This window comes from Intrasporangium zincisolvens, from assembly GCF_034724055.1.
Taxonomy (GTDB): Bacteria; Actinomycetota; Actinomycetes; order Actinomycetales; family Dermatophilaceae; genus Monashia; species Monashia zincisolvens.
In genome coordinates this window covers 272568-291061 of record NZ_JAWIIL010000004.1, presented here as the reverse complement: position 1 = coordinate 291061, position 18494 = coordinate 272568, and the positions used below count along the sequence as shown (strand labels likewise).

At 71.7% G+C, this 18494-nt stretch carries 15 protein-coding genes; 10 read left to right on the top strand and 5 right to left on the bottom strand.

The window, feature by feature from the left end:
* Positions 1-33 precede the first annotated feature (33 nt).
* Positions 34-804 carry a DUF5995 family protein gene (locus RY076_RS13615; protein ID WP_323098783.1) on the bottom strand — a complete coding sequence of 257 codons (771 nt, stop codon included), beginning with the start codon at positions 802-804 and terminating at the stop codon, positions 34-36.
* A gap of 113 nt (positions 805-917) precedes the next feature.
* Between RY076_RS13615 and RY076_RS13610 the strand changes: the two genes are divergently transcribed.
* The 5 genes from RY076_RS13610 to RY076_RS13590 are packed head-to-tail and all read left to right on the top strand — an operon-like array spanning position 918 to position 5457.
* Positions 918-1529, top strand: a complete 612-nt coding sequence (locus tag RY076_RS13610) for a hypothetical protein (RefSeq protein ID WP_323098782.1) — start codon at positions 918-920, stop codon at positions 1527-1529.
* Positions 1526-2371, top strand: coding sequence for a hypothetical protein (locus RY076_RS13605; protein ID WP_323098780.1), 846 nt, complete (start codon positions 1526-1528; stop codon positions 2369-2371). Before RY076_RS13610 ends, RY076_RS13605 begins: the two co-directional genes overlap by 4 nt.
* A 9-nt stretch (positions 2372-2380) precedes the next feature.
* Entirely contained in the window at positions 2381-3034 is a 654-nt protein-coding gene (locus RY076_RS13600) for an MBL fold metallo-hydrolase (RefSeq protein ID WP_323098778.1), read from the top strand.
* A 60-nt stretch (positions 3035-3094) separates the two neighbouring features.
* Positions 3095-3907, top strand: a complete 813-nt coding sequence (locus RY076_RS13595) for an ABC transporter ATP-binding protein (protein ID WP_323098775.1) — start codon at positions 3095-3097, stop codon at positions 3905-3907.
* Entirely contained in the window at positions 3883-5457 is a 1575-nt protein-coding gene (locus RY076_RS13590; RefSeq protein ID WP_323098773.1) for a hypothetical protein, read from the top strand. The genes RY076_RS13595 and RY076_RS13590 overlap by 25 nt, the downstream gene beginning before the upstream one ends.
* Before the next feature lie 109 nt (positions 5458-5566).
* On the opposite strand, the gene ppgK is transcribed toward RY076_RS13590, so the two are convergent.
* Together ppgK and map are read right to left on the bottom strand one after the other, a co-directional pair.
* Positions 5567-6331 (bottom strand): polyphosphate--glucose phosphotransferase, encoded by a 765-nt coding sequence (ppgK, locus tag RY076_RS13585; RefSeq protein WP_323098771.1) that lies wholly within the window; start codon positions 6329-6331, stop codon positions 5567-5569.
* A 91-nt stretch (positions 6332-6422) separates the two neighbouring features.
* The gene (gene map, locus RY076_RS13580) at positions 6423-7301 is read right to left on the bottom strand and encodes a type I methionyl aminopeptidase (RefSeq protein WP_323098769.1); all 879 of its coding nucleotides are present in this window, start codon (positions 7299-7301) and stop codon (positions 6423-6425) included.
* Positions 7302-7434: 133 nt separating this feature from the next.
* On the opposite strand from map, the gene RY076_RS13575 reads away from it, so the two are divergent.
* Entirely contained in the window at positions 7435-7662 is a 228-nt protein-coding gene (locus RY076_RS13575) for a methionine aminopeptidase (RefSeq protein WP_323098767.1), read from the top strand.
* A gap of 88 nt (positions 7663-7750) precedes the next feature.
* Here RY076_RS13575 and panB read toward each other — a convergent pair whose 3' ends face one another.
* Positions 7751-8650: a 3-methyl-2-oxobutanoate hydroxymethyltransferase gene (gene panB, locus RY076_RS13570; protein WP_323098766.1), complete on the bottom strand. Its 900-nt coding sequence runs from the start codon at positions 8648-8650 to the stop codon at positions 7751-7753.
* A 254-nt stretch (positions 8651-8904) separates the two neighbouring features.
* Here panB and RY076_RS13565 point away from each other — a divergent pair, with 254 nt between their 5' ends.
* The 4 genes from RY076_RS13565 (at position 8905) to RY076_RS13550 (ending at position 17033) form a co-directional block, all read left to right on the top strand.
* Complete coding sequence (locus RY076_RS13565) at positions 8905-11235, top strand: immune inhibitor A domain-containing protein (protein WP_323098765.1); 2331 nt, start codon at positions 8905-8907, stop codon at positions 11233-11235.
* 120 nt (positions 11236-11355) lie between these two features.
* Positions 11356-12693, top strand: a complete 1338-nt coding sequence (gene glnA, locus RY076_RS13560; protein WP_323098763.1) for a type I glutamate--ammonia ligase — start codon at positions 11356-11358, stop codon at positions 12691-12693.
* A gap of 30 nt (positions 12694-12723) precedes the next feature.
* Positions 12724-15753, top strand: coding sequence for a bifunctional [glutamine synthetase] adenylyltransferase/[glutamine synthetase]-adenylyl-L-tyrosine phosphorylase (locus RY076_RS13555; protein WP_323098762.1), 3030 nt, complete (start codon positions 12724-12726; stop codon positions 15751-15753).
* The gene (locus tag RY076_RS13550; RefSeq protein WP_323098760.1) at positions 15750-17033 is read left to right on the top strand and encodes an MFS transporter; all 1284 of its coding nucleotides are present in this window, start codon (positions 15750-15752) and stop codon (positions 17031-17033) included. The genes RY076_RS13555 and RY076_RS13550 overlap by 4 nt, the downstream gene beginning before the upstream one ends.
* 172 nt (positions 17034-17205) lie before the next feature.
* On the opposite strand, the gene RY076_RS13545 is transcribed toward RY076_RS13550, so the two are convergent.
* Positions 17206-18219: a peptidoglycan-binding domain-containing protein gene (locus RY076_RS13545; protein ID WP_323098759.1), complete on the bottom strand. Its 1014-nt coding sequence runs from the start codon at positions 18217-18219 to the stop codon at positions 17206-17208.
* Positions 18220-18494: the final 275 nt, after the last annotated feature.

Here is an 18494-nt window from a genome sequence, read left to right as displayed (position 1 = left end):
CCAATCACGATCGGGTCACGCTGCCGCCGCCGCTCAGGCGGCCGGCGGCAGCGTGACGCCGAACCCGGCGACGGCGAGGCGCAGTAGCACCTGGCCCGGGGCCAGCAGGTCGGCGACGCGCGCGGCGCTGAGCACCTCGAGCTCCGCCAGCCGGGTCGCGTAGGCGTCCGCCCCGGCGAGGCGGGCGCGCTGGAGCTCGGCCGTGTTGTGCCACACCTTCTGGCGCGCCTCGCGCAGGAACCGGCGCGACGCGCCCCGGTTGGCCGGCACGAGGAGGCGGTCGAGCAGCGTCCGTCCCGACGTCGACGCCAGCTCGGCGTCCTCGGCGGCGACCCGACCGGCGAGCACGGCGTCGATCCGTTCGTGGTCCCGGCGTCTGCGCGCCATCAGGTGGGGGTCCTCGAAGTCGGCGTCGTCGATGACGGCGAGGAGGGCCTGCGGGAGGTCGTAGTTGACGTGGGCGTTGATGCCGGCGAGGACGTTGCGCAGCGCCGGCAGACCTTCGGGCACGTCGAACGCGAGACGCCAGGGCCGGGTCACGGTGCCGGTGCCGGTCAGGTCGGCATCGAGCGCCTCGAGGTAGAGGTCGGCGAACACGACGTCCCAGCGCTCCACCCAGCCCGGGTCCTCGAAGCGTGCGTCCTCGACGGCACGCCCCACGGCGAGCGTCGTGCGCCGGTAGGTGGCGAGGAAGTCGCGCTGCGCCGAGCGGCCTGCGCCGCTGGGCGATTCGAGCCGTTCGAGCTGTTCGTCCATCGTCGCCACGACGTCGGCGACGGTGCGTCCGTCCACGGGTCCGCTCATGTCCAGAACTCCCTCACGGGGCGACTCCACGTCCCTATTCTGGGGGGACGAGCGCACGGCGTCAGCGGGTTCCGCGCACGCGCCACCGCGCGTCCCTCGTGCGAGGAGGCCTCATGCGTCACGCGTCCGGCGGTGGGCCGCGCTCGTTCGACCCGGTCGCCGTCGGGCACCACGAGACCGACGCCTGGACCGCCTACTACCTCCACGAGTGGCCCGCGTTCCTGCGCGGGGCGTACGGCATGGTCGCCACCGGCTTCGGTCTCGGTCGGATCGACACCACCCGCGCCGCCTGGTGCGTCCTGCGGGCCAACCAGCTGTGGGCGCCCTTCCCGGACAACGACGCCGACGGTGCGCGCGAGCAGATGCGGCGCTTCTACGCGCTCGTCGCCGACCGTGGCGACCTGCCGATCGACCCGGTCCGGGCCAGTGCTTTCGAGGTGGAGTGGTGGCGCGTCCACCGAGCGCACCAGCACCACGAGGACGTGACGCGCGACGAGCTGGTGGCATCCCTCGTCGACCTCTACGCCTACGTCTACGGCGCGGACCGGGAGCGTGTCGAGCCCGCGGCACGGCACCGGGTAGAGGCGATGGACCTGTCGGACCGGTGGGTCGTCGGCGGGTGCGACCGGTCCGACCCCATCCTCGTCGCCGAGCGGCGTGCGCTCGTGGCCAGCCACAGCGCGCTGCTCGACGCGGTCTCACGCGTTGGGGGCGGGGAGCCGTGACGGCGGCGGCCCTGCCGACGCGGGCGCAGCCGGTGCGCGACGACCGGGTGCTCGGATCGACGCGGGTGCTCGCGTGGGGCATCACCCCCTTCCTCGTCGTCGCGGTCGTGCTGCTCTACGGCTTCCCGGCCGACACCCGTCGACTCTTCGCGTGGCCCATCTCCCCACCCCTGACGGCGATGGTGCTCGCCTCGGCCTACCTCGGCGGGGTCTGGTTCTTCGTGCGCACGGCCCGCGCGCACCGTTGGGCCCTGGCGTCGGCGGGACTGCCGGCCGTCACGGTGTTCGCGGCGCTGCTCGGGGTCGCGACGGTCGTGCACTGGGACCGGTTCACCCACGGCAACCCGGCGTTCTGGGTCTGGGCCGCGCTCTACGTCGTCGCGCCGCCGGTCGTCGCCGTCGTCTGGGCCGTCAACACGCGCGTCGCCGCACCACCCCGTGACGACGAGCGACGCGTCGGGCGGCTGGCAGCGGGCGTCATCGCTATCGGGGGAGCGGCGTCGCTGCTGCTCGGTGTGCTCCTCTGGGCGCTCCCGAGCACCCTGTCGCGGGTGTGGCCCTGGACGCTGACGCCGTTGACCTCCCGCGTCGTCGGCGCGGTCTTCTGCCTCGGCTGCGCCGGGCTCGTGGCCTTCCGTGACCTGCGGTGGGTGCGCCTGCGGCTGCTCGTCGAGGCCGAGACCGTCATGGTCGCGGCGATGCTCCTCGGGATGCTCCGCGACCGGGCGGCGCTGCACGCGGAGAGACCGCTGACCTGGCTGCTCCTCGGCGGCATGGTGCTCGCCCTCGCCGGCTCGGCGCGCTTGCTGTACTCCATGTCCCGGCCCGAGGCGCTGGGTTAGGTTGAGGCCATGCGTGTGACTCACCTCGGACATGCCTGCCTCCTCGTCGAGACGGCCGACCGGCGGGTCCTCATCGACCCCGGCTCGTTCTCGCGCGGCTTCGAGCAGCTGACCGGTCTCGACGCGATCCTCGTGACGCACAACCACGTCGACCACTTCGACCCCGAGCGCGTCGCGGCGCTCGTGCGGGCCAACCCGTCGACGCCGGTGCACACCGACCCGCTCACCGCCCAGAAGCTGCGCGAGGAGGGCCTCGACGCCGTGCCGACGCGCCAGGGGGAGCCGTTCGAGGTCGGTGACGTCACGGTCACGCCGGTCGGCGAGCTGCACGCCTTCAACCACGAGGCGATGCCGCGCATCCCCAACGTCGGTCTCGTGCTGCGCGCCGACGGCGAGCCCTCGCTCTTCCACCCCGGCGACGCCTACGACGGCGAGCCCGGCCCCGTCGACGTGCTCGCCCACCCGCTCAACGCCCCGTGGGCGGCGAGCCGCGACTCGATCGCGTTCGTCGGGCGCATCGCCCCGAAGGTCTTCATCCCGATCCACGACGCCCTCCTGTCTGACATCGGTCGCGACATGTACGCCACGCACGTGCGCAACCTCGCCGGCGTTCAAGGCCTCGACTACACCGACCTGCGCGACGACGAGTCCGCCACCTTCTGACCTGCCGTCCTCCTGACCCACCGACGTCCTGACCACCTGACCGCACTCCGGGGGGAGAGCATGAGCGAGTCACCACCGCCTGACCTGCCTGCCCCGCAGGGGGTCCCGGACGACGGCCCGGCCATCGCCGTGCGCGGTCTGGGCAAGCGCTTCGGTGACCTCGTGGCCGTCCATGGCATCGACCTCGACGTGCCGCGCGGGTCGTTCTTCGGTCTCGTCGGGCCCAACGGCGCCGGCAAGACGACGACCCTGTCGATGGTCACCGGTCTGCTGCGCCCCGACGCCGGGCGCGCGTTCGTCCTCGGTCACGACGTGTGGGCCGACCCCATCGCGGCCAAGCGGTTGCTCGGCGTCCTGCCCGACGGTCTGCGGACCTTCGACCGCCTCTCCGGCCTCCAGCTCATCACGTACGCGGGGCTGCTGCGCGGGATGCAGCGCGAGCTCGCGGCCGAGCGCGCTTCCGAGCTCGTCGACGCGCTCGGCCTGACCGGCGCGCAGGGCACCCTGGTCGTCGACTACTCCGCCGGCATGACGAAGAAGGTGACGCTCGCCGCGGCCCTCGTCCATGCGCCGCGCGTCCTCGTGCTCGACGAGCCCTTCGAGGCCGTCGACCCGTTGTCGGCCGCGACGATCCGGCGCATCCTGGCCGACTACGTCGACGCCGGCGGCACGGTCGTCCTCTCCAGCCACGTGATGGACCTCGTCGAGCGCATCTGCAGCCACGTCGCCGTCATCGCCGAGGGCTCGGTCCTCACGGCCGGCGAGCTCGACGCGGTCCGTGACGGCCGCTCGCTCGAGGAGCGTTTCGTCGACCTCGTCGGCGGCTCGACCGAGGTGGTGGGACTGTCGTGGTTGCGCACCTCGTCCGACTGAAGCTCGCACTGCTGGCCAACGTCTTCCGCCGCAGCCGGTCCCAGACCATCGGAGCGGTCGTCGGCGTCGTCTACTTCTCCGTGCTCGTGCTGGGGCTGACGCTCATCGTCGCGACGCTGCGCACCTCGCTCGAGGTGGCCACCGTCGCGCTGCCGCTGGCCGGCGCGGTGGGCATCGTTCTCTGGACGGTCGTGCCGCTCTTCTCCTTCGGGTCCGACCCGACCCTCGACCCGAGCCGGTTCGCGCTCTACGCGGTGCCCCCGCAGGCGCTGGCCGTGGGCCTCATCGCAGCGGCCCTCGTCGGGCTGCCCGCCCTGGCCAGCGGGGTGCTCGGCCTCGGCGTCGTCGTCGCGTGGTCGCAGACGCCCGCGTCGACGCTCGTGGCCGTCGTGGCCACGAGCATCGGCATCCTCACGGCGATCACCCTCTCGCGCTGGGTGTCCGCGCTGGCGGCGGCGGCGACCTCGAGCCGTCGTGGCCGCGACACGCTCGTCGTCGTGGGGCTCGTCATCCTCGTCCTCGTCGGCCCGGTGGTCTGGGTCGCGGCCAACGTCCACGACATCCAGCGCCTCGCCGTGTCCGTGTCGAGGGTCGTCGCCTGGACGCCGCTCGGCTGGGCGTGGGCGGCACCGGGCGATGTCGCCGCCGGTCGACCTCTCGTCGGGGCGGCGCGTCTCGTGCTGGCCGTCGGGTTCCTGCTCGTCGTCGGGGTGCTCTGGTCGCGCGCGGTGACCCGGCAGGTCGAGAACCCGCGAGCCGTCTCGCGCCGCGACCCCGGCCCGGGTGTGCCCGGCGACCTCGGCCTCCTGGCCCGGGTGCCGGACCGCCCGGCGGGCGCCGTCGCGGGGCGCGTGCTCACGTACTGGCGACGCGACCCGCGCTACCAGATCAGCCTGCTCATGACGCCGGTCTTCCCTCTCGCGCTGCTCATCCCCTGGGCGAGCGCTGACCTCGACTGGCCACCCCTGCTCATGGGCCCCCTGCTCGCCTTCCTCCTCGGCTGGAGCGAGCACAACGCCATCGCGTACGAGTCGCAGGCGTTCTCGCTGCACGTCGCCGCCGGCATCCGGGGTCTCGACGACCGGCTCGGGCGGGTCGTGCCGGGCCTGCTGCTCGCCGGCGTCCTCGTGCCGGTGTACGTCCTCGTCGGTGTGTGGCTGGGCGACCGGTGGGACCTGCTGCCCCTCGTGCTCGGCGTCTCGGTCACGGTGCTCGGGGCCGGAGTCGCTGTCTCGAGCGTCATGAACATCGTGCTGCCGTACCCGGTGGCCGAACCGGGGGAGAGTCCGTTCAGCGCACCGCCGGGTGCCGCGGGCATCACGATCCTGTCCCAGACGCTCGCGAGCGCCGCCACCTTCGCGCTGTCCGCCCCGCTGCTGCTGCTCGCGTGGTTCGCCTACGCCGCTGAGGGGCCGACGTGGCTCGTGTGGGTCACCGGGGTGGTCGGCGTGGCCCTGGGGCCTGTTCTCGCCGGTGTGGGGGTCCGCTTCGGGGCGCGCATCTACGACCGGCGGGCGCCCGACCTGCTCTCCGACCTCCAGCGCGTCTGATCATCACGCGCATCGGTGCCAGGTCGCGGGATCGGCTGCGGCACAGGCGAACCCGCGCTCCGCATCGGTGGACGCGGAGCGCGGGTGCTGGTCGGTCGGCGCGGGCGGGTCAGCCCTTGGCGAGGTCGACGGCCAGGTGCGCCGCGCCGATGATGCCGGCCTGGTTGCGCAGCTGCGCCGGCACGATCGGGCACCGCAGCTTCAGGCGCGGCAGGAAGTCGTCGCTGTCCTTGGAGATGCCGCCACCGACGACGATGAGGTCGGGGGAGAAGAGCTTCTCGATGACGTCGTAGTAGCGCTGGAGCCGCTCGACGTACTCGTCCCAGGAGAGCCCCTCGGCGTCCTTGACCGACGACGCAGCCCGGTCCTCGGCGTCGAAGCCGTCGATCTCGAGATGACCGAGCTCGGAGTTGGGCACGAGGCGGCCGTCGTGGATGAGGGCCGAGCCGATGCCGGTGCCGAGCGTCGTGAGGATGACGAGCCCCTGCACGCCCTTGGCGGCGCCGTAGTACATCTCGGCGAGGCCGGCGGCGTCGGCGTCGTTGAGGACGGTGACGGCCCGGCCGGTGTGCTCCTTGATGAGCGCCTCGGCGTCGGTGTCGATCCACGTCGGGTCGATGTTGGCAGCCGAGAGGACGCGGCCGCGGATGACGACGGCGGGCACCGTCACGCCGATGGGGGAGTCGCCCGTGACGTCGGCGAAGTGGTCGACGATCTGGTCGACGACCTCGGCGACGGCGTCGGGCGTCGCAGGCTTCGGGGTGAGGATCTTGTGCCGCTTGCCGGCGAGGTCGCCCGCCTTGAGGTCGACCGGCGCGCCCTTGATGCCGCTGCCGCCGATGTCGATGCCGAGGGGCTTGCCCTTCTTGCCCATGTCCCTGCTTCCTTGTCGAGGACGTGTCGTGGTGCTGGACCGGTCGGCCTCCAGCCGGCCGTGCTGCGAGCGTGTGTGAGCGTGTGCGAGGTTACGGGGTCGCGCCGGTGGCGAGCGTCAGGATCTCGTTGCCGTCGTCGGTGATGACGATGGTGTGCTCGAACTGCGCCGAGCGCCGGCCGTCGCGGGTCACGACGGTCCACGAGTCGTCCCACATCCGCCACTCGTGCGTGCCGAGGTTGAGCATCGGCTCGATGGTGAAGGTCATGCCGGGTTCGATGACGGTGGCGTAGTTCGGCGCGGCGTCGTAGTGCGGGACGATGAGCCCCGAGTGGAACTCCAGGCCGATGCCGTGGCCGGTGAAGTCGCGCACCACGCCGTAGCCGAAGCGCTTGGCGTAGCTCTCGATGACGCGTCCGATGACGTTGATCTCGCGGCCGGGCCGGGCGGCGCGGATGCCGCGCATCATCGCTTCGTGGGTGCGCTCGACGAGCAGGCGCGACTCCTCGTCGACGTCGCCGACGAGGTAGGTGGCGTCCGTGTCGCCGTGCACGCCGCCGACGTAGGCCGTGACGTCGATGTTGACGATGTCGCCGTCCTCGAGCGGGCGCGCGTCGGGGATGCCGTGGCAGATGACCTCGTTGACGCTGGTGCAGACCGACTTCGGGAAGCCCTTGTAGCCGAGCGGCGAGGGGTAGGCGTCGTGGTCGAGCAGGTACTCGTGGGCGACGGCGTCGAGCTCGTCGGTGGTGACGCCGGGGGCGATGCGCTCGGCTGCGGCGGCCATGGCGTCGGCGGCGACCCGGCCCGCGAGCCGCATCCGCTCGATGGTCTCGGCGTCCTTGACCGCGACGTCGCCGTCCTCCCGCGGGTTCGGGACGTCGACGTAGTGCGGGCGGTCGATCGAGGCCGGCACCGGGCGTCGCGGACTGAGCGGGTGTGGTGACACCCCGGGCTGGAGCAACGGCATACGGTGGAGTCTAGGTCGTCGCAGGTGGGCCGCCACGAGGGCTGCCCACGAGACGGACCCCGGCCGAGGAGACCTGCCGGCCGGCCTTCGTGGCCGCGGTGCAGGTGGTCCCGAGGAGAGAAGGAGTGCGTCAGTGAGCTTCTGGTACAACGTCGACACCGGTCAGGTCGAGACCGACGAGAACCGCAGCCGCGGTGAGCAGGTGCTGGGCCCGTACGCCACCGAGGACGAGGCCCGCCGGGCCCTCGACACCGCGCACGCGAAGACCGACAAGTGGGACTCCGAGGACCGCGCCTGGAACGACAAGGGCGCCTCGGGTACGTCGGGGACCTCGTGGGACGACGAGGAGGTCGAGGACTGACGCGGCCGCCGCGTCGGTCCTGACGCGACGGGGCCCGGCACCGCACGGTGCCGGGCCCCGTCGCATCACGTCACGTCACAGACGGGCGTCAGGACTCGAAGGAGTGCTCGGGCCCGGGGAAGGTGCCGGCGGCCACGTCGTCGGCGTAGGCGCGTGCCGCGTCGAGGAGGGTGCCCCTCAGGTCGGCGTACTTCTTGACGAACCGGGGAGCGCGGCCGGCGCGCAGGCCGGCGAAGTCGCTCCAGACGAGCACCTGCGCGTCGGTACCGGGGCCGGCGCCGATGCCGATGGTCGGGATGGCGAGCACCTCGGTGACGCGTTCGGCCACGGGCGCGGGGACCATCTCGAGGACGACGGCGAAGGCGCCGGCGTCCTGCAGGGCCCGCGCCTCGTCGACGAGCGCGTCGGCGGCGTCACCGCGGCCCTGCACCCGGTAGCCGCCGAGCTGGTGCTCGCTCTGCGGGGTGAACCCGATGTGCGCCATGACCGGGATGCCGGCGTCGGTCAGCGCCTTGACGAGCGGCACCATCGCGGTGCCGCCCTCGAGCTTCACCGCGTGCGCCAGGCCCTCCTTCATGAGGCGGACGGCGCTGGCGAACCCCTGCTCGACCGAGCCCCCGTAGGAGCCGAAGGGCATGTCGGCGACGACGAGGGCGCGCCGGGCGGCGGTCGCGACGGCGCGCACGAGCGGCACCATCTCCTCGAGGGTCACCGGCACGGTCGTCTCGTAGCCGTACACGTTGTTGCCTGCGGAGTCGCCGACGAGGAGAACCGGGATGCCGGCCTCGTCGAAGATCTGCGCCGCGTACATGTCGTACGCGGTGAGCATCGCCCAGCGACGGCCCTCGGCCTTCATGGCGTGCAGGTGCGGGATGCGGACCCGACGCGGTCCGGGGGACGTGCCGGATGTGCCGGTCGTGCCGCTCGAAGCGGGTTCGCGGGTGCCGGACCCGTAGGGGCTCGGCTCCTCGGGGGCGTCAGCGCTCATGGCGCGAGCATATCGGCCGGTGTTTCCACGGTCTGGGGCCGCTGTGACGCCTGTGACCCCTATCGGATTGTCTTTCCGATGCCAAGACGAGATGCGGTTCTCTTTACGAAGATTTTACGTTCTTTACTCCGAGCATCCTTGTGCCACAAGTTTTTTCGTTTCCTCGACCTCTGACGGCCATATTGTCGGTGATCTGTGTTCTTATACGCGAGGCGCCGGATGGACGGCGCTTCTGTGACCAGGAGGACAGATTCTTGAACAAGCGCCAGTGGAGTGCTGTCTCGGGGCTGGCCGTGGGGGCGCTCGTCCTCACCGGCCTGACGGCCCCGACGCAGGCTCAGGCAACGCCCGTCGCCAAGGCCCCGGTCAGCGGAGACCCCGCTGCCGCCCAGGCCTCGCAGCCGGACAACCTGCCCAACCCGCTCGCCGACGCGCAGGCCGCGGCCCGCAAGGACGCCGTCGCCAAGCTCGTCAAGGGTGAGGCCACGACCACGACGATCAACGGCAACCGCGTCATCGAGGTCAAGGGCAAGGGCACGGACAAGCACGGCAAGCCGAAGAAGTCGAAGTACGTCAACTACCCGGTCAACCGCGAAGAGGACATCTTCACGATCCTGACCGACTTCGGCACCCAGACGAAGACCGGTTTCGACGCCACGCCCGGCCCCGTCCACAACCAGATCCCGCAACCGGACCGCAACTGGGACGGCAACAGCACCGACGACAACTCGACGTACTGGATCCCGGACTTCAACCGGAACCACTACCTCGACATGATGTTCGGCGACGGCGAGTCGTTCAAGGACTTCTACCTCAAGCAGTCCAACGGCCGCTTCCTCGCCAAGGGCGACGTCTCCGACTGGGTCTCCGTGCCGTACAACGAGGCCCGCTACGGCGCAAAGAACGACGCCGACGGCTACTGGAACTACATCAAGGACACCGCCACCGCCTGGTACAACGCCCAGAAGGCCGCGGGCAAGAGCGACGCCGACATCAAGGCGTACCTCGCGCAGTTCGACAAGGTCGACCGCTACGACTACGACGGCGACGGCAACTTCAACGAGCCCGACGGCTACATCGACCACTTCCAGGCGATCCACGCCGGTGAGGGCGAGGAGGCCGGCGGCGGAGCCCAGGGCGTCAACGCCATCTGGTCGCACCGCTGGTACGCCTACTCCAACCAGGCCGGCGTCTCCGGTCCCGACTTCAACAAGCTCGGTGGCGTGCCGCTCGGCAACTCCGGCATGTGGATCGGTGACTACACGACCGAGCCCGAGAACGGCGGCCTCGGCGTCTTCTCGCACGAGTTCGGCCACGACCTCGGCCTGCCCGACCTCTACGACACGGCCGGCGGCGACAACAGCACCGCCTTCTGGACCCTCATGAGCGGCGGCTCGTGGCTCAACCACGGCACCGACTCCATCGGCACGACGCCCGGCTACATGGGCCCGTGGGAGAAGCTGCAGCTCGGCTGGCTCGACTACAAGACCGTCCCCTTCGGTGAGGACACCACGGTCAAGCTCAGCCAGGCCGACCTCGCCACGAAGAGCGGCTCGGTCCAGGCCGTCGTCGTCCCGATGCCCGAGCGCACCGTGACCTCCGACCGCAACACGCCGCACTCCGGCAAGGCGGAGTGGTGGAGCGGCTTCGGTGACAACCTCAACTCGACGCTGACCCGTCCGGTCGACCTGACCGGAGCCACGACCTCGGCCTCGATCAGCGCCTGGGTCCAGGGCAACCTCGAGAAGGACTACGACTACCTCTACGGCGAGGTGTCCACCGACAACGGCGCCACCTGGGCGCAGGTCGGCACGCCGGTCAACGACGTGTTCGGCTGGGCTCAGAAGACGTGGGACCTGTCGGCGTACAAGGGCCAGAACATCCAGTTCCGCTACCGCGTCGCCACCGACGGCGGCGTCTCGAGCGAGGCGTTCGTCGACGACATCACCGTGACCAAGGACGGCGTGGCCGGCCCGGTCGACGACGTCGAGGCCGGCGCCGGTGCGTGGGTCGCCAAGGGTGGCTTCGCCATCATCGACGGCACCACCTCCAAGCAGGTGCAGGACTTCTACCTCGCGGAGAACCGCACCTACAGCGGCTACGACAAGACGCTGAAGACGGGCCCGTACAACTTCGGCTGGGGCACGACGAAGCCCGACTGGGTGGAGCGCTTCCCGTACCAGAACGGCATGCTCGTCTGGTTCGCCAACGGTGAGTACGGCGACAACAACACCAGCGCCCACCCCGGTGGTGGCGAGGTCCTGCCGGTCGACGCCCGTCCGGCGCCGATCATGCTGAACAACGCCAACGGCACCAAGACGATGCTCGGCAACCGCCGGCAGCCGTTCGACGCCACGTTCGGGCAGGAGGCGACCGACGCGGTCACCTTCCACCGCAACGGTGTCGCCACCGAGGTTCCCTCGCAGCCGGCGATCCCGACGTTCGACGACTCCGACCCGAACCGCTACTGGTCGGCAGCCAACCCGTGGGCGTCCACCAAGGTGGCCGGCTCGGGCACGACGATGACGGTCACCAAGACCCGTGACGGCGGCAACGAGCTGCAGGTCAAGGTCGCCTTCAAGTGAGCTGAGCTCGCCTGACGCGCGGGCCCCCGGGGACGTTCCCCCGGGGGCCCGTTCGCGTGCCGCGTCTTGCGGTGCGAGTGTCTTCACATCGGCGTAACACCCATGGGGCAGGATCGACACATGAACCGTCAGGAAGAGTTCGTGCTTCGCACGATCGAAGAGCGTGACATCCGGTTCGTCCGGCTCTGGTTCACCGACGTCCTCGGCACGCTCAAGTCCGTCGCCGTCGCGCCGGCCGAGCTCGAGGGAGCCTTCGCGGAGGGCATCGGCTTCGACGGCTCGGCCATCGAGGGCCTGACGCGTGTCTACGAGGCCGACATGCTCGCCAAGCCCGACCCCTCGACGTTCCAGATCCTGCCGTGGCGCGGCGACCCGCCCGGCACGGCGCGCATGTTCTGCGACCTCCAGCTGCCCGACGGGTCCCCGAGCAACGCGGACCCCAGGCACGTTCTCCAGCGCGCGCTGACCCGGGCCGCCGACCTCGGCTTCACCTTCTACACCCACCCCGAGATCGAGTTCTTCCTCCTCGAGCAGGGGCGCGACGCGCAGGGCCGGCCCGTCCCCGTCGACGACGCCGGCTACTTCGACCACGTGCCGCACGGCACGGGCCACGACTTCCGGCGCGCCGCGATCACGATGCTCGAGAACATGGGCATCTCGGTCGAGTTCAGCCACCACGAGGGTGCGCCCGGGCAGAACGAGATCGACCTGCGCTACGCCGACGCCCTGAGCACGGCCGACAACATCATGACGTTCCGCACGGTGGTCAAGGAGGTCGCGCTGACGCAGGGCATCTACGCGACGTTCATGCCCAAGCCGTTCTCGCAGCACCCGGGCTCGGGCATGCACACCCACCTCTCGCTCTTCGAGGGCGACTCCAACGCGTTCTACGAGGCCGGGGCCCCGTACCAGCTGAGCAAGGTGGGGCGTCAGTTCATCGCCGGTCTCATCACCCACGGCGCCGAGATCGCCGCCGTCACCAACCAGTGGGTCAACTCCTACAAGCGCCTCTGGGGCGGGGGCGAGGCGCCGGCCCACCTGACGTGGGGCCACAACAACCGCTCGGCGATGGTCCGGGTGCCGATGCACAAGCCGAACAAGGGCCAGTCGACGCGCGTCGAGGTGCGTTCGCTCGACGCCGCCTGCAACCCGTACCTCGCCTTCGCCGTCCTGCTCGGGGCCGGCCTCAAGGGCATCGAGGAGGGCTACGACCTGCCGCCGGAGACCGAGGACGACGTGTGGAGCCTCACCGACGCCGAGCGTCGTGCCATGGGCATCAAGCCGCTGCCGGCCTCGCTCGGCCGGGCTCTCGAGGTCATGGAGAGCAGCGACCTCGTCGCCGAGATCCTCGGGGAGCACGTCTTCGACTTCTTCCTGCGCAACAAGCGTCAGGAGTGGCTCGACTACCGGCATGACATCAGCCAGTTCGAGCTCGACCGCTACCTGCCCCGCCTCTGACGCGACCCGAAGCGAGCTGACCCGACACCGATGTCATCGCGCACGACCACGACCACAGGCGCGCTCGCGCGGCTGGGCTTCGCCGACCCGGCCCGGGCCGCGGGGCTCCTCGACGACCGCGCGCTCACGCCCCTGCGGGCCGCGACACCTGACGGGCAGCTCGACGACCTCATCGCGTCGATCGGCGACACCGCCGACCCCGACGAGGGGCTCCTCGGCCTCGTCCGCGTCGCCGAGTCCCTGGCCCGGCTCCCCGACGACCCCGACTGGGGCATCAGTGCCTTCGCCCGCGAGCTGGCCACCGCAGGTGCCGGCCGCGACCGCGTCACGGCCGTGCTCGGCGGCTCGACGGCCCTCGTCGACGACCTCGTGCGCCACCCCGAGCACTGGGTCGAGGCGGCCCGGGCCCGACGCGTCGGCGGGGAGGAGATCCGCGCGGAGCTCGTCGGCGCCGTAACCGACCGGCCCGACGACCGTCCGGCGGAGGAGTGCCTGCGCATCGCCTACCGGCGCGGGCTCATCCGGATCGCGGCCCTCGACCTGACGACGCCCGACCCCCTCACGATGATGCCGACGGTGGGCGAGGCCCTCGCCGAGCTCGCCGAGGCCGCCCTCGAGGCCGCGCTCGCCATCGCCCGCGAGGAGTACGGCGACGGCCACGAGGCCTGTCGCCTCGCGATCATCGGCATGGGCAAGACCGGTGGGGGAGAGCTCAACTACGTCAGCGACGTCGACGTCATCTTCGTGGCCGAGCCGGCCGACGGCGTCGACGAGGACACCGCCCTGCGCGTCGGCACGGCCCTCGCGACAGCGACGATGCGCGCGTGCTCGGCCCCGACGCCCGAGGGCACCCTGTGGCCGGTCGACGCCGCGCTGCGCCCCGAGGGCAAGCAGGGCCCGCTCGTGCGCACCATCAGCAGCCACAAGGCCTACTACGAGCGCTGGGCCAAGACCTGGGAGTTCCAGGCTCTGCTCAAGGCGTGGGTCTCCGCGGGGGACAAGGAGATCGGTCTGCGCTACAAGGCCGAGATCACCCCGATGGTGTGGGAGGCCGCGAGCCGCGACCACTTCGTCGAGGACGTGCAGGCGATGCGCCGACGCGTCGAGCAGCACGTCCCCGCAGGCGAGGCCGAACGCCAGCTCAAGCTCGGACCCGGCGGCCTGCGCGACGTCGAGTTCAGCGTCCAGCTGCTCCAGCTCGTCCACGGCCGCACCGACCCGTCGCTGCGCTCGGCCACGACCCTCGAGGCCTTGGCAGCCCTGGCCCGCGGCGGCTACGTCGGTCGCGACGACGCCGCGGTGCTCGACCGCGCCTACCGGCACCTGCGCTGCCTCGAGCACCGCATCCAGCTGTACCGTCTCCGCCGCACGCACCTCATGCCGGTGACCGAGCCCGACCTGCGCCGGCTCGGCCGGTCGATGGGCCACCGCACGCACCCGGAGAAGGCCGTGGTCTCCGACCGGCAGGCGTCTGCGCGCGAGGTGCGCCGGCTGCACGAGCGGCTCTTCTACCGGCCGCTGCTGGCCGCGGTGGCGAAGCTGAGCCCCACCGACGCCCGACTCAGTGCCGAGGCCGCCAGGCAGCGCCTCGCGGCTCTGGGCTTCCGCGACCCGGCCGGGGCCCTGCGCCACATCGAGGCCATGACCACCGGTGTCAGCCGGCGTGCCGCCATCCAGCGGACCCTGCTGCCGGTCATGCTCTCGTGGTTCGCCGACGAGGCCGACCCCGATGCCGGCCTCCTGTCGTTCCGACGGGTGTCCGACGAGCTGGGCACGACGCACTGGTACCTCAAGATGCTCCGCGACGAGGGGCGGGCCGCCGACTGGCTCGCGCACTGCCTGGCTCGAAGTCGTTACGCCGCAGACCTGCTCGTCAGCTCACCGGAGAGCGTGTCGATCCTCGGGGACCCCAACGGGCTGCGGCCACGGGGGCGCGCCGCCATCGAGGCGACGATGCGCTCGGCCGCCCGGCGGCGCGAGTCCGCGGGCGACGCGGTGGCTGCCGTCCGGGCCATCCGTCGTCACGAGCTGCTCCGGATCGTGCTGGCCGACCTCGTCGGCGAGGTCGATCTCACCGGGGTCGGCACCGCGCTCACCGACCTCACGGCTGCGACCGTCCAGGTGTCCCTCGAGGCGGTCGTCGCCGAGTCCGAGCGGGAGAACGGCCCGATCGGGGGCGAGATCCTCGTCGTCGGCATGGGCAGCTTCGGCGGCGGCGAGCTCGGGTACTCCTCGGACGCCGACGTCATGTTCGTGCACCGGCCGGTCGACGGCAGCGCCGAGGCCGACGTCCAGGCCCGCGCCACGGCCGTCGTCCAGGACCTGCGCAAGCTGCTCTCCGGCAACGGCGCCGACCCGGCGCTGGGCCTCGACGCCGACCTGCGGCCCGAGGGCAAGAACGGGCCCCTCGTGCGCAGCCTCGACTCCTTCCGCACGTACTACGAGCGGTGGGCACTGACCTGGGAGTTCCAGGCGCTGCTGCGGGCGACGCCGGTGGCCGGCTCCGACGAGCTCGCCGAGGCGTTCCGGGCGCTCATCGACCCGCTGCGCTGGCCCGAGGGCGGCCTCTCCGAGGGCCAGGTGCGCGACATCCGCACGATGAAGGCGCGCGTCGAGAGCGAGCGGCTGCCGCGCGGCGCCGACCCCCGCACCCACATCAAGCTCGGGCGCGGCGGCCTCACGGATGTCGAGTGGACCGTGCAGCTCGGCCAGCTGCGCCATGCCCACGACCACCCCTCGCTGCAGGTCACGAGCACGATGGCCGCGCTCGAGGCCCTCGCCGCCGAGGGCCTCGTCGGGGCCGACGACGCACGGGCCCTGCGCGAGGCGTGGCGGCTCGGTGTGCTGCTGCGCAACGCCGGGGTCCTGTGGCGCGGACGGCCCATCGACAGCGTCCCGTCCGACGTGCGCGACGCCGACGGCATGGGGCGGATCATGGGCCGCCCGGCCGGTGACGGGGCCGAGCTCTGGGAGCTGTGGCGGCGGGTCGCGAGGAGATGTCGCCACGCCACCGATTTCAACTTTTACGACTCCCCACCTCGGGGTAGCGTCATCCCGTGAGACCGAGCGGAGGCGAGTCCGAGACCGGCGTGCCCTCGTACGCTGCGGTCCTGCGCACCCCGCGGTTCCTGCCGGTGTTCCTCGCCAACGCGCTGTCCATGTGGGGCGACTACATCGCGCGCGTGACCATCGCCGCGGTCGTCTTCCAGCTGACGAAGTCCCCGCTCGCGACGGCGACCACCCTGGCCGTCAGCCTCGTGCCCTCCTTCTTCGGGCGCAGCCTCGTCGGGCCGGTCGTCGACCGGTTCCCGTACAAGCTGGTGCTCATCTGGTCGCACCTGCTCCGCGCCGCCTGCGTCGTCGTGCTCATGTGGCTCCTCGTCGGCAGCGCGGGGGTCAACCTGCCGGCGGTCTTCGGGGTGCTCTTCGTGCTCGAGCTCGTCGGCGGGGCTTCCGTGGCCTCGAACATGGTGCTCCTGACCGACCTGTTCGAGGACCGCCGCACCTACGCCCGGGCCATCGGCCTCGGGGCGATGGCCGAGCAGACCAACCAGGCCATCGGCCTCGCGCTGGGTGGCGGCATCGTCGCCCTCGTCGGGGCCGAGACCGGTCTGCTCATCGACCTGCTGACGTTCGTCGCGGCCGCCATGGTCATCGCGGTCGTCGTCCAGCTGCGGCCCGTCTCGGGTGGGCGCGGCAAGGGCCTGCGCGGCTTCGTCAACGACCTCGGCTCCGCCGCCGGCGACCTCGCACGCCACCCCGTCCTCGCCCGGCTCGTCATGCTCAGCGCGGTGGCCTGCATCGGCATCTGCGCACCCGAGGCCCTCGCCATCCCGATCGCCGCCCAGTACGGGTGGGCCAGCTGGGGTGGCGTCCTCATGGCCTCGCCCATCGTCGGGGCCATCATCGGCATCGTCCTGATCGGCCGCCGTGACGTGCACCAGCAGAACCGGTCGATCGTGCCTCTCGCCCTCGCGATGCCGCTCCCGCTCATCGCCACCGCGTTCCACCCCCCGATCGCCGTCGTGGCCGCGCTCTTCGTCGTCTCGGGCATGTGCCAGGCGTTCATGGTGCCGCTCCAGGCCACCTTCGCCCTCGTCACCGAGCCCGAGCTGCGCGGGCGCATCTTCTCCCTCGCCGGTTCGGTGTCGATCGCCGCTGCCGGCGTCGCCTTCCTCGCCGCCGGCTGGGTCGGTGCGCACACGAGCGCCGTTGCGGGCGTGGCCATCTGCGCAGGCGTCTGCCTCGTGCTCATCGTCGTGCTTGCGATCTCGTGGCCGCACCGCCACGTGCGCCACGCCGTCGAGCGTGCCTACGCGCCTTCGTCCCACGCCGCCTGACGCGCCGCCTGACGCGCCGCCTGACGCGCCTGCGGGGACGAGCCGGACGCGTCGGCATCCCCCGCGCCGGACGCGTCCACACCCCTGGGCCGGGGACGCATCGACCCGCCCGGCGGGGCGCCGAGCGGGTCGATGGCCATCGGGTCGACCTGAAGGGTCGACGCGTCTCGGGTCAGTGCATCCCGTTGGCCTTGAGCAGCGCCCGCCACGTCGAGTGGTAGACGACGCCGCTGGCGCCGAGGCCGTGCGCCTGCTGCCAGGACTTGAGGCGGGCTGTCGTCGTCGACAGGAAGCTGCCGGTGGGCGACACCCCGATGGCCTTCTGCAGCGTCGTCACGGCAGCGCCGGACATCCCCGGGCGCAGGACCAGGCCCGAGCGCGGCACCAGCTCCTTGAGCAGCGCGCTCGCGCCCGTCGGGGCCTTGACGGCGGGGTAGCTCGCACAGCGTCGGGCGTTGACGGTCGAGTAGCCGGCCGACCAGTTGAGGTCGCTCGGGCGGCAGGGGCCCCAGTCGACCGTGGCGACCCGCTTGGTCCAGAAGGACGTGCGGCCCATCGCGCCCTCCCAGGAGAGCGTGAGGTGGATGTGGTTGCGGTGGCAGTTCGTGTCGGCCGACGGGGCGGGTGTCGTCGCGCAGTTGAGGTACGGGCGCCAGCCCTCCTCGGTGCGGTACGAGCTCCACATCTTGTTGTTCCAGATGATGTACATGACGCCGAGGCGGCGGGCGTTGGCGAACGTGTTGCCCTTGTCGTCGGTGGCGAGCAGCCACGTCAGCAGGGCGCTGGCGTCGGTGCGCTGCGCCGTGTTGCGCACGTTGAAGAACGTGTCGAGCGCGCGGCCGTCGAAGTGCTCGGAGTTGGGCTTGGTGGCTCCGGTGCACGTGCGCAGGGTGCTGTAGCTGTTGGCGTAGGTCGCCTTGATGAGGTTGCCGAGCTTGAGCGTGCCGGTGCGGTTGCGCAGGTCGCAGCCGGTGTTCGGCACGTACGGGGACAGGCCCTCGATGGCGGCGGGGAGGCCGCTCGGGATGGGCGGGACGGTGGCGTCGCCGGCCCGAGCCGGTGACGCGAGCGCGGGCACGAGGACCGCGGCGACGAGCGCAGCGACGGCGACGAGGGCGCGGACGGGGCGACGCCGGTTCGTGGTCGTCGAGGTGGGGGACGGGTGGTGCGTCGTGGTGGGATACATGCGGGTGGGTCTCCAACTGCGTGCGGGATCGGCCCGGTGGGGAACCGGGCTCGTCTGGCGCGAGGGGTGGTGTCGTCAGGCCCCGCAAGTGCGTCCGGACGCAGGAGAACCGGGGGGGGTGGCTCTCGGTGCGCGGAGCGACGACTGTCCGAAGTATTCCTTTTGTGACTGTTTCGTGTCTCGAGAACGCGGAATGTCGTGGTGACCGTGCACCCCTGCCCGAGGCGTCGGGTCCTGCCGCGGGGCCGCACGGTCGGTGGCCGGCATCGCCGCGG